Annotated in this window: 13 protein-coding genes; 3 read left to right on the top strand and 10 right to left on the bottom strand. The window is 51.7% G+C overall.

Annotated features, from left to right (window positions below):
• Positions 1 to 44 precede the first annotated feature (44 nt).
• The 4 genes from aspC to pncB form a co-directional block, all read right to left on the bottom strand.
• Entirely contained in the window at positions 45 to 1,235 is a 1,191-nt protein-coding gene (aspC, locus tag SK33_RS15220; protein ID WP_048219165.1) for an aspartate transaminase, read from the bottom strand.
• 183 nt (positions 1,236 to 1,418) lie between these two features.
• Positions 1,419 to 2,507 (bottom strand): porin OmpF, encoded by a 1,089-nt coding sequence (gene ompF, locus SK33_RS15215; protein ID WP_003035828.1) that lies wholly within the window; start codon positions 2,505 to 2,507, stop codon positions 1,419 to 1,421.
• A 600-nt stretch (positions 2,508 to 3,107) separates the two neighbouring features.
• Positions 3,108 to 4,508 carry an asparagine--tRNA ligase gene (gene asnS, locus SK33_RS15210; protein ID WP_032936329.1) on the bottom strand — a complete coding sequence of 467 codons (1,401 nt, stop codon included), beginning with the start codon at positions 4,506 to 4,508 and terminating at the stop codon, positions 3,108 to 3,110.
• A gap of 167 nt (positions 4,509 to 4,675) precedes the next feature.
• Entirely contained in the window at positions 4,676 to 5,878 is a 1,203-nt protein-coding gene (gene pncB / locus SK33_RS15205; RefSeq protein WP_048219164.1) for a nicotinate phosphoribosyltransferase, read from the bottom strand.
• A gap of 266 nt (positions 5,879 to 6,144) precedes the next feature.
• Between pncB and pepN the strand changes: the two genes are divergently transcribed.
• Positions 6,145 to 8,757, top strand: coding sequence for an aminopeptidase N (gene pepN / locus SK33_RS15200; RefSeq protein ID WP_048219163.1), 2,613 nt, complete (start codon positions 6,145 to 6,147; stop codon positions 8,755 to 8,757).
• A 71-nt stretch (positions 8,758 to 8,828) separates the two neighbouring features.
• Here pepN and ssuB read toward each other — a convergent pair whose 3' ends face one another.
• The 5 genes from ssuB to ssuE are packed head-to-tail and all read right to left on the bottom strand — an operon-like array spanning position 8,829 to position 13,079.
• On the bottom strand, positions 8,829 to 9,596 hold the full coding sequence (ssuB, locus tag SK33_RS15195; RefSeq protein ID WP_048219162.1) for an aliphatic sulfonates ABC transporter ATP-binding protein: 768 nt from the start codon (positions 9,594 to 9,596) through the stop codon (positions 8,829 to 8,831).
• Positions 9,593 to 10,384, bottom strand: a complete 792-nt coding sequence (gene ssuC / locus SK33_RS15190; RefSeq protein ID WP_003035843.1) for an aliphatic sulfonate ABC transporter permease SsuC — start codon at positions 10,382 to 10,384, stop codon at positions 9,593 to 9,595. Before ssuC ends, ssuB begins: the two co-directional genes overlap by 4 nt.
• Positions 10,385 to 10,394: 10 nt before the next feature.
• Positions 10,395 to 11,540 carry an FMNH2-dependent alkanesulfonate monooxygenase gene (gene ssuD / locus SK33_RS15185; RefSeq protein WP_048219161.1) on the bottom strand — a complete coding sequence of 382 codons (1,146 nt, stop codon included), beginning with the start codon at positions 11,538 to 11,540 and terminating at the stop codon, positions 10,395 to 10,397.
• Positions 11,537 to 12,511 carry a sulfonate ABC transporter substrate-binding protein gene (locus tag SK33_RS15180; RefSeq protein WP_048219160.1) on the bottom strand — a complete coding sequence of 325 codons (975 nt, stop codon included), beginning with the start codon at positions 12,509 to 12,511 and terminating at the stop codon, positions 11,537 to 11,539. Before SK33_RS15180 ends, ssuD begins: the two co-directional genes overlap by 4 nt.
• Positions 12,504 to 13,079 (bottom strand): NADPH-dependent FMN reductase, encoded by a 576-nt coding sequence (gene ssuE, locus SK33_RS15175; protein ID WP_003035849.1) that lies wholly within the window; start codon positions 13,077 to 13,079, stop codon positions 12,504 to 12,506. Before ssuE ends, SK33_RS15180 begins: the two co-directional genes overlap by 8 nt.
• A gap of 243 nt (positions 13,080 to 13,322) precedes the next feature.
• Here ssuE and pyrD point away from each other — a divergent pair, with 243 nt between their 5' ends.
• Complete coding sequence (gene pyrD / locus SK33_RS15170; protein WP_003831973.1) at positions 13,323 to 14,333, top strand: quinone-dependent dihydroorotate dehydrogenase; 1,011 nt, start codon at positions 13,323 to 13,325, stop codon at positions 14,331 to 14,333.
• A gap of 165 nt (positions 14,334 to 14,498) precedes the next feature.
• Positions 14,499 to 15,041, top strand: a complete 543-nt coding sequence (zapC, locus tag SK33_RS15165) for a cell division protein ZapC (protein WP_003035852.1) — start codon at positions 14,499 to 14,501, stop codon at positions 15,039 to 15,041.
• On the opposite strand, the gene SK33_RS15160 is transcribed toward zapC, so the two are convergent.
• The gene (locus SK33_RS15160; protein ID WP_048219158.1) at positions 15,038 to 16,144 is read right to left on the bottom strand and encodes a YcbX family protein; all 1,107 of its coding nucleotides are present in this window, start codon (positions 16,142 to 16,144) and stop codon (positions 15,038 to 15,040) included. The two genes, zapC and SK33_RS15160, sit on opposite strands and share 4 nt — an antisense overlap.
• Positions 16,145 to 16,174 lie beyond the last annotated feature (30 nt).

Below are 16,174 nucleotides of genomic sequence, written 5' to 3'. Positions count from 1 at the left end.
TAAATAAAAAGGCCGCTATTGCGGCCTTTTTTGTACGCGATAGATTACAGTACTGCGACAATCGCTTCGCACAGCGGCGCCATGTTATCTGGCGTCATTCCAGCTACGTTTACACGTCCGGAAGCGACAGCGTAGACACCAAACTCTTCACGCAGACGCAGAACCTGCTCTTTTGTCAGGCCGCTGAATGAGAACATGCCGTTCTGTTTGATGATAAAGCTGAAGTCGCGATTCGCACCTTTCTCCTGCAGCGTATTCACGAACAGTAAACGCATGCGCTGAATGCGTTGGCGCATATCGGTCAGTTCCTGTTCCCAGATGGCACGCAGCGCGTCATTGCTCAGAATCGTGGCAACTACGGATGCGCCGTGTGCTGGCGGGTTGGAATAGTTAGCGCGAATGGCTGATTTCATCTGACTAAACGCACGGTCGACGGTTTCAGCATCAGCAGCAACCAGCGTACAGGCACCTACGCGCTCATTGTACAGACCAAAGTTCTTGGAGTAGGAACTGGCAACGATCAGCTCTTTGTGCAGCGCGGCGAATGCGCGCAGACCTTCTGCATCTTCTTCCAGACCGCGGGCAAAGCCCTGGTATGCAAAGTCAAACAGCGGCAACCATCCTTTCTCGACAGAAAGCTGAGCCAGCGTTTGCCACTGCTCAAGCGTAGGATCGATACCGGTTGGGTTATGGCAGCAGCCGTGGAACAGTACCACATCGCCAGCCTGAGCTTCGCTGAGGCTGGCCAGCAGCGCATCAAAGTCTAATGAGTGGTTCGCTGCATCGTAATAGTTGTATTCACGAACTTCCAGACCGGCAGAGTTAAAGATGCTCTTATGGTTCGGCCAGCTTGGGTTGCTCACCCATACGCGTTTAGCCGACGTATTTCTTGCGAGAAAATCAGCTGCCACGCGCAGTGCGCCAGTGCCGCCAGGGGTCTGTGCTGTACGTGCGCGTTTATCGTTGATAAGCGAACTCGTTTTACCAAACAGTAATTCCTGAGTGCAACGACCAAACTCTGGAATACCGTCAATGCCAAGGTAGTTTTTGGTGGTTTCATTTTCCAGTATATATTGCTCGGCTTTTTTAACGCTGGTCAGCACCGGCGTTTTGCCTGTCTCATCTTTATATACACCGATCCCGAGGTTTATTTTTCCAGGGCGGTCATCGGCACGAAACAAATCAGCCAGACCCAAAATGGGGTCGGCAGGAGCGGCGGTAATGTTCTCAAACATGACGAGGTTCCATAGTGATTACAGAAGGGAAGTCCGCTATCAGGTTAACGGTAGATTTACAAAATGCCAACCGTTACTGACGAAAAGCTGAGGTGTTTTTTTAAGACGCAAGAATTCGCTAGCAGATATAAAAAAACAGGACCGAAGTCCTGTTTTTAAGGCATTTAACAAAGAGGTCTGCTATTAGAACTGGTAAACGATACCGAGTGCTACGGTGTCGTCAGAGTTCACACCCAGTTTGTTGTCAGAGTCGATCTGGTTGATCTGGTAGTCAACATAGGTGGACATGTTTTTGTTGAAGTAGTAGGTTGCGCCTACTTCAATGTAGTTCACCAGATCTTCGTTGCCTACACCTTCTACGTCTTTCGCTTTAGATTTGTTGTAGGAGATGGACGGGCGCAGACCGAAATCGAACTGATACTGAGCGACAACAAAGAAATCTTGCGTTTTGTTGGCGAAGCCGCTGGTGGTCACGCCATTCTGGGTAGTGGAGAGGCGGGTTGCGTTACGGGTTTCACCGTAGTTCGCTGCCAGGTAGATGTTGTTAGCATCGTACTTCAGGCCGGTTGCCCACTGCTCAGCTTTTTTGCCACCGTTAGCGTAGAAAGAGTTTTCCTGCGCGTTGGTACGGTCAGCTGCACCGTAAGCACCAACGATACCGAAGCCATCCATTTCGTAGCTTACAGAACCGCCAACGCCGTCGCCGTTAGAACGACCGGTATTGCCATCACGCTCGTTTTTACCCAGATACTGGATACCGAAGTTCAGGCCGTCAACCAGACCGAAGAAGTTAGAGTTACGGTAGGTCGCAACACCACCTACACGGCCAACGAAGAAGTTGTCGCTGTACGCGGTATCACCACCAAATTCTGGCAGCATATCGGTGTAACCCAGAGCATCGTAAACGATACCGTAGTTACGACCGTAGTCGAAAGAGCCCAGATCGGCATATTTCAGACCAGCAAATGCCAGACGGGTTTTGTTACCGTTCTGAGCGTCGCTGCCGCCTTCAGAGTTGTTACCGGCAAAGTTGTATTCCCACTGACCGTAACCGGACAGATCGGAATTAATCTGAGTTTCCCCTTTGAAACCAAGACGGGCATAAGTCTGATCGCCATCGTTGCCAGCGTTATCAGAAAAATAGTGCAGACCTACGGTTTTACCGTATACATCCAGCTTGTTGCCATCTTTGTTATAAACTTCTGCAGCGTTAGCTGCCCCGGCTACCAGCAGAGCAGGGATAACCACTGCCAGAATATTGCGCTTCATCATTATTTATTACCCTCATCGGTTTTTATATGACACCTGCCACTGCCGCCAATAAATTCCGTCAATGAAAATTTACGGAACTATTGATGAGAGTTTGGTGTCTTTATGTGCCTGACAGGCATCTTTCCATTCAAACTACCGTTTCGCTACCGTCAAAGTGCTACAAATATAAAGATTTGGTTTCAAAAAGAAAAAATGTGTAACAAAATGTTATTTTTGTGCGACTTTGTGAACAGCGTCAAACTTCGGATACCCTTGCGCCCAAAATTCTCGTTTTTATTTCTATTTATATGATTTTCTTATATTTAATTTTGCTAAGGTTATTTTTTCTCCGTAATACCGGAAAGTTTGGATTTTACGGGTAACGATTTTTGGACGTCTGGAGTGCCGTGCGAAAGGCTAAAAAATGTACTATTTAATCAGAAAATGCTAATCCACAATAAAATTACTGGTTATTTTTTGTGCAAATGTATTGCGATGAAATATTACGTAACAGGTGGAGGGGATTGAAAGGTTGTGTTTAACGTGAGATGGGTATCCAGATAACATGAAAAGGGTATAAAAAAGGCCAGCAATGCTGGCCTTTGAAACAATAACGCACGTTTAGAAGGTGGCGTTACGCGGAGTACGCGGGAACGGAATAACATCACGGACGTTTTGCACGCCGGTGACGTAAGCGATCAGACGCTCGAAGCCCAATCCGAAGCCGGAATGCGGAACGGTACCGTAGCGACGCAGGTCGCGATACCACCAGTAATCCTCTTTGTTCAGACCCATTTCCAGCATACGGGCATCCAGCACGTCCAGACGCTCTTCACGCTGAGAACCACCGATGATTTCGCCGATTCCAGGAGCCAGAACGTCCATTGCAGCAACGGTTTTACCGTCTTCGTTAAGGCGCATATAAAACGCTTTGATATCTTTCGGGTAGTTTTTCACCACCACCGGCGCTTTAAAGTGCTCTTCAGCAAGATAACGTTCATGCTCGGAAGACAGATCCACACCCCAGTAAACCGGGTTTTCAAACTGTTTGCCGCATTTTTCCAGAATGCTTACCGCGTCGGTGTAATCCACCTGCGCGAAGTCAGCGTCAATGAAACGTTCCAGGCGTGAAATCGCGTCCTTGTCGACACGTTCAGCGAAGAATTTCATATCATCCGCACGCTCTGCCAGTACGGCTTTAAACGCGTATTTCAGCATCGCTTCAGCCAGGCCTGCAACATCGTTCAGGTCAGCGAACGCCACTTCTGGTTCCAGCATCCAGAACTCTGCCAGGTGACGACTGGTGTTAGAGTTTTCTGCACGGAACGTCGGGCCAAAGGTATAAATTTTGGACAGGGCGCAGGCGTAAGTTTCACCGTTCAACTGACCGGAAACGGTCAGGAAGGCTTCCTTACCAAAGAAGTCTTTATCGAAATCGACTTTACCCTGATCGTTGCGCGGCAGGTTTTCCAGATCCAGCGTAGAAACACGGAACATTTCACCGGCACCTTCCGTATCGGAAGCGGTGATCAGCGGAGTCGATACCCAAAAGAAACCCTGCTCGTGGAAGAAGCGATGCAGCGCTTGCGCCAGCGTATGACGTACGCGCGCTACCGCACCAATCATATTGGTGCGCGGACGCATATGCGCCACTTCACGCAGATACTCGATGCTGTGACGCTTAGCCGCCATTGGGTAGGTATCAGGATCTTCAACCCAGCCCGCGACTTCAACTTCAGTGGCCTGAATTTCAAAGCTCTGTCCTTGTCCAGGTGATGCAACGACTTTACCCGTTACGATAACTGAACAACCCGTCGTCAGGTGCAGTACGTCCTGATTGTAATTGGGCAGAGAATTATTGATGACGGCCTGTACAGGATCAAAGCAGGAACCGTCATAAACGGCGAGGAAGGAGATGCCAGCTTTTGAATCTCGGCGGGTACGCACCCATCCGCGCACGGTGACTTCGCTGTCAACGGCTACGCGGCCCTGGAGTACGTCGGCTACAGGCACAACGCTCATAATATTCTCTCTGTTAATAGTCGGATATATAAACACATGTCCACCCATAATGGGGGGGATACCTATGTTACCTGGCATCTGCAATCAGACAAGCAGAATTCGTAGCTGGAGTGAAAGATTTCGGAAATAAACGCGAATAAGGGAGCCAAAATGGCTCCCTGGAAGGATTAACTGGCTTTTTTAATATGCGGGAGATCGAAGGCTTTGCGCAGTGCACGAACAAATGCTTTATCGTGGCAGATGGTTTTACCCGGGCTGTCAGATAACTTCGCCACTGGTTTGCCGTTACATTCCACCAGCTTAATTACGATATTAAGCGGCTTAACCTGTGGAATGTCGCATGTTAGCCGTGTCCCAATACCAAAACTCAACTGTACGCGGGAAGAGAAGTGGCGGTAGAGTTCAATCGCTTTTTTCAGATCGAGGTTATCTGAAAAGACCAGCGTTTTGCTCAGCGGATCAATACCCAGTTTTTCATAATGGGCGATGGCTTTTTCACCCCATTCCACCGGATCGCCTGAGTCATGGCGTAATCCCTGGTAGCGGGTCGCAAACTCAACGCCAAAGTCGCGTAAAAATGCGTCCATGGTGATGCAATCGGTCAATGCAATGCCGAGTTGATCAGGATACTCATTTAACCAGGCGGCCAGGGCTACACGTTGGCTGGTGGCAAGTTCAGGACTGATTTGCTGATGAGCCTGGAACCACTCATGCGCCTGCGTACCCATTGGGGTTAATGACAGGCGGCGGGCCAGATCGTAGTTACTGGTGCCGACAAACCAGGGCTCTTGCTGCAGGCGTTTAACGATAGCCTGCTGTACTTCGCGCGAAAAACGACGACGCGTACCGAAATCCATCAAATGGAAGCGGGACATATCGACATCTTTTGTTAAAGCAGAGAATTCTACTAGTTTGCTTTCCAGCTCATCGAGTGCCTGCGGGACGCCTGATTCAGGTGAGCGGTAACGGTGTACCAGTTCGCTAATCACCGCTAACAGCGGGACTTCCCACATGATCACTTCACGCCACGGACCGGTTAAGCGGATGTTTAGCTTACCGTTATCATTGGTGACGCAAACCTGTTCCGGGTTATAGCGGAAATCACGTAACCAGGTGAGGTAATCAGCTTTAAAGAAAGGCAGGCTGGAGAGCCACTGGTACTCATCCTCCTGCAGTCGCAGGTGCTGCATAGCATTCACCTGCTCACGAATAGAATCGGCATAAATACCGAGCAGGTCATCGCCACGGCAACGAAATTCAGCCGCTACTTGTACGTCATAGTAGTGGTGAAAAACGGCTTGCTGCATATGCAACTTATAAGCGTCTGTATCCAGCAGCGAGTGCAGAACAGGAGAAGCGAATTGTGTCATAGGTGCGCAGTAGCATCCTCTCACGGGAGCGTTTAGTACAATAAACAACTAAGAAAACCGCTGGAGTATACCCTGTTTAGCGATTTATTGAACCCCGATCACACCATAAGCTCTCTTTCTGGTCGAGGGCAATTCGTGCCACGTGTTATAAAAATGTAGCAAAAAGGGTGTTTGTGCCTGAAAAGATGAACATTCTGCGTAGCGCGATTTACGCAACAGGAATAGACTGAAGCCGAGACTCTATTAAAGATGCTAAAGGTTTTTTTATGACACAACAGCCACAAGCCAAATACCGTCACGACTATCGTGCGCCGGATTACCAGATTACTGATATTGATTTGACCTTTGACCTGGATGCTGAAAAAACCGTGGTCACCGCAGTGAGCCAGGTTGTCCGTCATGGCGCGTCCGACGCGCCCCTGCGCCTGAATGGCGAAGATCTGACGCTGGTGTCGATCCACGTAAACGACGAGCTGTGGACAGAGTATAGAGAAGAAGAGGGCGCTCTGGTCATCAATCAACTGCCGGAACGTTTTACGCTGCGTATCGTGAATGAAATTAGCCCAGCGGCGAATACCGCGCTGGAAGGGCTGTACAAGTCAGGCGATGCGCTGTGTACCCAGTGCGAAGCAGAAGGTTTCCGCCATATTACCTGGTATCTTGATCGCCCGGACGTGCTGGCGCGTTTTACTACCAAAATAATCGCCGATAAAACGCAATATCCGTTCCTGCTCTCCAACGGTAACCGCGTGGCGCAGGGTGAACTGGAAAATGGTCGCCACTGGGTTCAGTGGCAGGATCCATTCCCGAAACCGTGCTATTTATTTGCGCTGGTGGCCGGTGATTTTGACGTCCTGCGCGATACTTTTACTACCCGCTCAGGGCGTGAAGTAGCACTGGAACTGTACGTCGATCGCGGTAACCTGGACCGCGCGCCATGGGCGATGACCTCGCTGAAAAACTCCATGAAATGGGATGAAGAGCGCTTTGGCCTCGAGTATGACCTCGACATCTATATGATTGTCGCTGTGGATTTCTTCAACATGGGCGCGATGGAGAATAAAGGTCTGAACATCTTTAACTCCAAATACGTGCTGGCGCGTACCGATACCGCCACCGACAAAGATTACCTCGATATTGAGCGCGTCATCGGTCACGAATATTTCCATAACTGGACCGGCAACCGCGTGACCTGTCGCGACTGGTTCCAGTTGAGCCTGAAAGAGGGTTTAACTGTGTTCCGCGATCAGGAGTTCAGTTCCGATCTCGGCTCACGTGCGGTAAACCGCATCAGCAATGTGCGTACCATGCGCGGTCTGCAGTTTGCTGAGGACGCCAGCCCGATGGCGCATCCTATCCGCCCGGATATGGTCATCGAAATGAACAACTTCTATACCCTGACCGTGTACGAGAAGGGTGCGGAAGTGATTCGTATGATCCACACCCTGCTGGGTGAGGCTAACTTCCAGAAAGGGATGCAGCTGTACTTTGAGCGTCACGACGGTAGCGCTGCAACCTGTGATGATTTTGTGCAGGCGATGGAAGATGCGTCTAACGTTGATCTCTCCCATTTCCGCCGCTGGTACAGTCAGTCCGGTACGCCGATTCTGACCGTGCGTGATGACTATAACCCATCAACTGAACAGTACACGCTGACCATTAGCCAGCGCACGCCGACCACGCCGGATCAGGCCGAAAAACAGCCGTTGCATATTCCTTTCGCTCTCGAGTTGTATGACAACGAAGGGAAAGTGATCCCGCTACAAAAAGGCGGGCACCCGGTGAATTCCGTACTCAACGTCACCCAGGCAGAGCAGACGTTTGTCTTTGATAACGTCTACTTCCAGCCGGTTCCGGCGCTGCTGTGCGAATTCTCCGCGCCGGTAAAACTGGAATATAAATGGAGCGATCAGCAACTGACCTTCCTGATGCGTCACGCGCGTAATGATTTCTCTCGTTGGGACGCGGCGCAAAGCCTGCTGGCGACCTACATTAAGCTCAACGTTGCCCGCCATCAGCAGGGACAACCGCTGTCGCTGCCGGTACACGTGGCCGATGCATTCCGCGCAGTTTTGCTGGATGAGAAAATCGATCCGGCGCTGGCGGCAGAGATCCTGACGCTGCCTTCAGTAAATGAAATTGCCGAACTGTTCGACATCATTGATCCGGTGGCGATAACCGAAGTACGCGAAGCGTTAACCCGCACGCTGGCCGCCGAGCTGGCGGATGAATTCCTCGCCATCTATAACGCTAATCATCTTGATGAGTACCGCGTTGAGCATGCCGATATTGGCAAGCGTACGCTGCGTAACGCCTGCCTGCGATTCCTGGCCTTTGGCGAAACCCATCTGGCTGACACGCTGGTAAGCAAGCAGTACCGTGAAGCGAACAATATGACCGATGCGCTGGCGGCGCTATCCGCGGCAGTCGCGGCGCAGCTTCCTTGTCGTGACGCGTTGATGCAGGAGTATGACAATAAGTGGCACCATGACGGTCTGGTGATGGATAAATGGTTTATCCTGCAATCCACCAGCCCGGCTAGAAACGTGCTGGAAACGGTACGCGGCCTGTTGAAGCATCGCTCTTTTAGCATGAGTAACCCAAACCGCATCCGTTCGCTGATCGGTGCCTTCGCGGGCAGCAACCCGGCAGCATTCCATGCGGAAGATGGTAGCGGTTATCAGTTCCTGGTTGACATGCTGACTGAGCTCAACAGCCGTAACCCGCAGGTGGCGTCACGCCTGATTGAGCCGCTGATTCGCTTAAAACGTTATGATGCAAAACGTCAGGCGAAGATGCGTGCGGCGCTGGAACAGCTGAAAGGTCTGGAGAATCTGTCAGGCGATCTGTTCGAAAAGATCTCTAAAGCGTTAGCCTGATAATATTGCCGGATGGGTCCGGCCTACCATTCACGCGTAGGCCGGATAAGCGGTAGCGCCATCCGGCATTTTTAACCTTGCTTGCGTAGCTGAACTTCATTGTCGCCACGCTGCATCACCCGGTTCAACACCTCGGCTTCCAGTTCTGTCAAACGCACGGTACCAATCCGGCGAGGTCGTGCAATATCCACCGTTAAATCCAGCCCGATTTTTCCGTCCTCAATCAGCAAAACGCGATCGGCCATTGTTACCGCTTCGCTGACGTCATGGGTGACCAACAGTACGGTAAAGCCGTGCTCTTGCCATAAAGAGACGATCAGCTCCTGCATTTCAAGGCGGGTTAAGGCATCCAGTGCGCCGAGGGGTTCATCCAGCAGCAGCAGACCAGGACGATGAATTAATGCCCGGGCCAGGGCCACGCGCTGTTTTTGTCCGCCAGAAAGCGCTGCGGGCCACTCCTGAGCACGATTCTCCAGTCCAACGGCGGCCAGCGCATCTCGGGCTGCATTGTGCCAGTGACCTTTCAGACCCAGACCGACGTTATCGATAACCGTCTTCCATGGCAGCAGACGCGCATCCTGAAACATCATACGCGTATCATCCTGAATTTCCGCCAGTGGGGTGGTTCCGGCAAGTAATGCGCCTGAGGTGGGCGACTCCAACCCTGCCAGCAGACGCAGCAACGTGCTTTTACCACCACCGCTGCGGCCAACCACGGCAACGAATTGCCCGGCCTGTATATGCAAATCTAACTGATTGAGCACCGTATTGGCGGCGTATTGTTTTGTCACGGCGCTCAGCAACAGCGGCGTACCTTGGTTCAAGCGAGCGGTATTCATACGGTAGCCTCCTTTATATGGTAAGCCGGGTGCCAGCGCAGCCAGACTCGCTCCAGCAATTGGGCGCTGACGTCGGCAAGTTTGCCGAGTAAGGCGTAGAGAATAATGGCCACCACGACCACATCGGTTTGCAGAAATTCGCGGGCGTTCATCGCCAGGTAGCCAATACCGGCATTGGCTGAAATGGTTTCTGCGACGATAAGCGTCAGCCACATCAGCCCGAGAGCGAAACGCACGCCGACCATAATTGAGGGCAGAGCGCCAGGGAGGATGACATGAACAAACAGTGAAAAGCCGGACAACCCATAGCTACGCGCCATTTCTACCAGCCCACGATCGATATTACGGATCCCATGCCAGGTGTTGATGTAAATCGGAAACAGCGTGCCCAACGCAACGAGAAAGATCTTGGCGGATTCATCAATGCCGAACCACAAAATCACCAGTGGGATCAGCGCCAGATGCGGTACGTTACGCAGCATCTGCACCGAGGTATCTAGCAGGCGTTCTCCCCAACGCGAAAGACCGCTGATCAGTCCCAGCGTCAGGCCAATCGATCCACCGATGGAGAATCCGATCAGCGCGCGCCAGGAACTGATGGCCAGATGCTGCCAAAGCTCGCCGCTGGCGGAAAGCGTCCAGAAGGCTTCGATAACACCCTCTGGAGAGGGCAGTATGCGGTTGGACAGCCAGCCCATTGATGATGCGAGCTGCCAGAGCGCCACCAGACCTACCGGTAAAAACCAGGGCGCGAGGCGCAATAACCATCTGTTTTTCGTCGTTGCCATTAGCCGCTCCTTAGCTTTGTGCGACTTTGCGCGGGATGAATTCGTTTGCAACCGCTTCTCCTTGCTGTTGCAGGCGCTGCGGTTGCGGAATTTCTGGTATCGCGACATCCAGATGCGGGAACAGCAGCTCACCAACCTTGTACGCTTCTTCCAGATGCGGATAGCCGGACAGCACAAAGCTGTCGATTCCCAGCGCGGCATACTCGTTAATACGTGCTGCGACCGTAGGACCGTCTCCAACCAGTGCGGTCCCTGCGCCACCGCGTACCAGTCCTACCCCTGCCCACAGGTTCGGGCTAATTTCCAGTTTGTCGCGTTTACCGTTGTGCAGTGCAGCCATTCGCTGCTGACCAACCGAATCCGTTTTTGAGAAGGCGGCCTGGGCTTTGGCGATGGTGTCGTCATCCAGATGGGCTATCAGACGATCCGCTGCCTGCCATGCCTCGTGCGTTGTCTCTCGTACGATCACATGCAGACGAATACCGAAGCGAATCTTACGCCCGAGCGCCGCTGCTTTGGCCCGCACCTGTTCAATCTTCGCTTTCACCTGTTCGGGAGGCTCGCCCCAGGTCAGGTAGAGATCAACCTGTTCTGCAGCAAGATCTTGTGCGACATCAGACGAGCCGCCGAAATAAAGCGGTGGTCGGGGTTGTTGTACGGGAGGGAAAAACAGCTTCGCGCCGCGGACGTGAATATGTTTGCCGTTGAAATCCACCGTTTCACCTTGCAGCAAGCGCCGCCAGACCTGAGTAAATTCAGCAGAGGCTTCATAGCGCTCGGTGTGATCGAGGAACACGCCGTCGCCTGCCAGCTCCTGTGGATCGCTGCCGGTCACCAGGTTAAATAACGCCCGGCCATTTGAGAGTCTGTCGAGCGTTGCAGCCTGACGTGCGGCAACCGTTGGCGAGGTAACGCTTGGACGCAGCGCGACCAGAAACTTTAATCGCTGGGTGACCGGGATCATCGAGGCGGCGACCAGCCAGGCATCTTCGCAAGAGCGACCTGTTGGGATCAGAACGCCGGTAAACCCAAGACGATCGGCCGTTTGCGCGATTTGTTGCAGATAACCGTGATCGACAGGGCGCGAACCTTCTTCCGTTCCAAGATAATGACCGTCACCATGGGTGGGTAAAAACCAAAACATGTTCAGACTCATAATTTTTCTCCTGCCTGCTGAGTGGGTTGCCAGATACGCTGGCGAATATCGATTTTTTTCGGCACCAGACGGTTGTCATAAAACAGATCGGCGGTTTGTTGTTGCAGGGCTGCAACAGAGGCGTTGACTGGCACAATGGTGGTTGGCGGACGGTGATCCAGATAAGACGCAATCACCGGTGCTGGCAGTCCCATGGTTTTGGCCAGCAGGGTAATACTTTGCTGGCGCTGGCTGAGGGTTAACGCATCGGCCTGGCTAAAGGTATCCAGTACGCCAAGAACAAATGCGCCATTTTTCTCGGCATAGGGACGGGCGGCGAGATAAAACGAACCGGTTTGCTTGAGGTCTGAGCCGTCTTTTAGCACGCGTACATCACCTTGCAGTAACGCGGCGGAATAATAGGGGTCCCAGATAGCCCATGCATCAACGTTTCCTTGCTGAAAGGCTGCTCGCGCGTCGGCGGGAGTCAGATAGGTCGGTTGAATATCGGTAAATTTCAGTCCGGCCTGCTGCAGCGCCCGGAGCAGTAAATTGTGGGCGCTGGACCCTTTCTGGAAGGCGACTTTATGTCCTTTAAGCTGCGCGACGCTCTGGATCGGGCTATTTTTCGGCACCAGAATCACTTCTGCTTTCGGCTTGGGCGGCTCGACGCCCACGTAAACCAGATCGGCTCCGGCAGCCTGGGCGAAAATTGGCGGAATATCACCGGTGCTGCCGAGATCGATACTGCCGATGTTGAGCGCTTCCAGCATTTGCGGCCCAGCCGGGAATTCGACCCACGAGATTTTAGTCTGCGGATAGCGTTTCTCCAGTAGCTGATGGCTTTTGGCCAGCACCATACTGACGCTTCCTTTCTGGTAACCAATACGCAGGGCATCGGGGGCCGATTCTGCGGCATGCCCCAGAGTTGACAACGACAACAACCCACTCAGTGCCAGCCATGACGTGTGACGCTTGAGAAGATCAAGCATGGGCGGCACCTCGCAGGGTGTTCAGTTGAGGAAGTTGGACATCGCGACGATGCAACGCCAGCCAGAAGGTATCAAGCGCACTGTCCAGACGCTGCTGAAGGTTGGGCGTAAACTGAGGTTTATGTTGATAATCAATTACCTGCGAATCATCGGCAAACACACCGTGCAGGATCTCCTGGGCCTTTAATGCGCTCAGTACCGGTTTCAGCGCGTAATCGACGGCAAGCAAATGCGCCACGCTGCCGCCGGTAGCCAACGGCAAAACTACTTTCCCTTCCAGCGCTCGCTCGGGGAGCAGATCGAGCAGGGTTTTCAGGGCGCCAGAGTAAGCGGCTTTATAGACCGGCGTGGCGACAATCAGCCCGTCTGCATCCTGCAATTGTTCGCTAAATGTCTTCAACGCCGGACTGTCAAAACGGGCATAGATTAGGTCTTCCGGGGCAAAGTTATGCAGGTTCCAGTGAAAGACTTCGACATCATGACCGTTTAGTTTTTCTCGGGCATATTCCAGTAACGCGCTGGAGCGAGAGGGAAAGCGTGGGCTTCCCGCCAGAGTAATGACGCGCATAATTTTAATCTCCCCTTATAACTAATTGTTTGCTTTTGCTTAACATTGATAACAATTTATGCAGTCTGGCAGAGAGATTTTGTTTATCGAAATGATTTATACGGGATAGAAAAGTTGGAAATTGAATAAAAAGGCAGGGACCAGGAAAACGATTGCTATTTATTGCCGCAGGTCAATTCCCTTTTTGCTCGCGATCGCACATAATACGCCCCCGGTTTGCACACCGGGAATCCAGGAGAGTTCATGTACTACCCCTTCGTTCGTAAAGCCCTTTTTCAGCTCGATCCAGAGCGCGCTCATGAATTGACATTCCAGCAATTACGTCGCATTACCGGCACACCGCTTGAAGCGCTTGTGCGCCAGAAAGTACCGGCAAAACCGGTTACCTGTATGGGGTTGACGTTTAAGAATCCGCTCGGGCTTGCTGCCGGACTGGATAAAGACGGGGAGTGCATTGATGCGCTCGGCGCGATGGGATTTGGTTCCATTGAGATTGGTACCGTGACGCCACGCCCTCAGCCGGGTAACGATAAACCGCGTCTGTTCCGTCTGGTCGATGCAGAAGGTTTGATCAACCGTATGGGGTTTAATAACCACGGGGTTGATAACCTGGTTGAGAACGTTAAAAAATCGCATTTTGACGGTATTCTGGGGATTAATATTGGTAAGAATAAAGATACCCCAGTAGAGAACGGCAAAGATGACTATCTGATTTGTATGGAAAAAGTCTATGCTTATGCGGGTTATATCGCGATTAATATCTCTTCACCGAATACGCCGGGATTACGTACGCTGCAATACGGCGAGGCGCTAGACGATCTTCTGACGGCAATTAAAAATAAGCAAAATGATCTGCAAGCGATCCACCATAAATATGTTCCAGTGGCGGTAAAGATCGCGCCGGATCTTTCTGTGGAAGAACTGATCCAGGTTGCTGACAGTTTAGTTCGTCATAATATTGATGGCGTAATTGCGACTAACACTACGCTCGATCGTTCTCTCGTTCAAGGAATGAAAAATTGCGATCAAATGGGTGGCCTGAGCGGTCGACCGTTACAATTAAAAAGTACAGAAATTATTCGCCAGTTGTCTCAGGAATTAAAAGGCCAGCTGCCGATTATTGGTGTTGGTGGTATCGACTCGGTGATTGCTGCACGTGAGAAAATAGCTGCTGGTGCCACCCTCGTACAGATTTATTCGGGCTTTATTTTTAAAGGTCCGCCGTTGATAAAAGAAATCGTCAGCAATATCTGAATGCTACCTTAATCACAAACCAGGGCTTTATTTCTAGCCCTGGTTGTTTTATATTCCTTTACTGTTGCTTATTTAAACATTCTGAGCTTTTATTATTAGGGCAATAAACGAAGCGGCAAAAGGATACTGTCGTAACGGTGATGATTAAGGAAAGGAGAGAAACTGATGCGAATTAAACCCGACGATAACTGGCGCTGGTATTATGATGAAGAGCACGATCGTATGATGCTCGATTTAGCCAATGGCATGTTATTCCGTTCGCGTTTTGCTCGTAAAATGCTCACTCCTGATGCATTTTCTCCGTCAGGTTTTTGTGTTGATGACGCCGCGCTTTATTTTTCCTTTGAAGAAAAATGTCGCTACCTGGATTTAGCCAAAGAACAAAAAGCGGAACTGGTGCTCAATGCGCTGGTGGCGATTCGTTATCTCAAACCGCAGATGCCGAAAAGCTGGCACTTTGTTGCACACGGTATTAACTGGTCACCGGTCGTGGGTGACGCTGCCTGTGTTGATTTAAGCGATACCGATGAACAGGTAAACCTGTTAGTGGTTGAGCCGGGTGAAAACGCCGCGCTTTGTCTGCTTGCGCAACCTGGTGTGGTTATCGCCGGGCGTACGATGCAGCTTGGCGATGCGATTAAAATAATGAATGACAGACTGAAACCGCAGGCAGTAGTTGACAGTTTCAGCCTTGAGCAGGCGGTTTAGCTCTCCAGCCTGATTGCTGTTTTGGGAACACAGCTGCAGCACAGAATCGTTCCGTCGTCCCCTATCGCTGATTTCTTCAACGGGCTAACTTCGCCATCTACCAGTCGAATTCGACAGCATCCACAAATGCCTGCCCGGCATGAATAGGGAACCCGGATACCCTGGTTTTCCAACTGCTCAAGCAATACCTGCTGATTATTTCCGCGAAAGGTCTGTCCCTGCCAGTCAATAAGCACCGTGGCATCAGGTTGTTGTTCGGGTGCAGTGTCGTCTAATTCCGCTGCGCCGTACGCCCTGGCGGGGCCGGTTGCCAAAATCTCTACCTCATCGCCGACGCGAATAACGCCACTGTTGCGTGCGATAAGATTCTGGCCGAAATCGACATCGCCATTATCTACCGCAGTACGGAAGGTTTGCAGTGTTGCGAGCGGTTCGCCGGATGGATGTTTCTGGCCTTTTTCCGGGCTAACGGTAGTGAAAATACAGCGGCTACAGGGTTTTGCAACATCAAAAATGACGTCGCCAATACGAATCACTTTCCAGGTATCTTCTTCCCAGGCGGCAGCTCCCGAAACCACCAGATTGGGGCGAAACTGTTCCATTTTGACGCTTGCCGGACAGCGCTGTTGCACATCGCGCAGGGATGCTTCGTTGGCCAGCAGATAGGGATAACCATCAGCGAAGGATAAAGGAACATCAACATGTCGTTTTACACGGCGCGTCAGCTGCGGACCGACCCAGCGTAGCTGCACGTCACGGGAGAAAAAACTGCTAAGCCACTGGTTAATAGCCACTGGCGCAATGCGCGCGGTAAAATGATTACCCCATACTTCAGTTGGCGCATCCTGGGTGGCGAAGTCGGCAAACCGTACGAGCGCACTGCTGCCGTCTGGAGCCGTAAGATGCAGCCCATCGTGGAATGGGGAAGGCGTAAAACGGACCATTTGTGGGAACTGGCGGGCGGTTATGAACGTTCCGTCAGGTTCAGTGATCATAAATATGCGATCAAAGGCGAGACCGCTAATATCTGCCAGGGCATGCGTAAGCCCAATGCCGCGCATTGATTTAACCGGATGAATAAAAAGTCGGGTTAACGTGACCACTGTACAGCCCCTCGAATGAAAATAAGCCTT

It is taken from the genome of Citrobacter sp. MGH103, from assembly GCF_001034475.2.
GTDB classification, from domain to species: domain Bacteria; phylum Pseudomonadota; class Gammaproteobacteria; order Enterobacterales; family Enterobacteriaceae; genus Citrobacter; species Citrobacter freundii.
The sequence above is the reverse complement of the archived record's forward strand: the minus strand, read 5'-3'. Positions and strand labels throughout refer to the sequence as shown.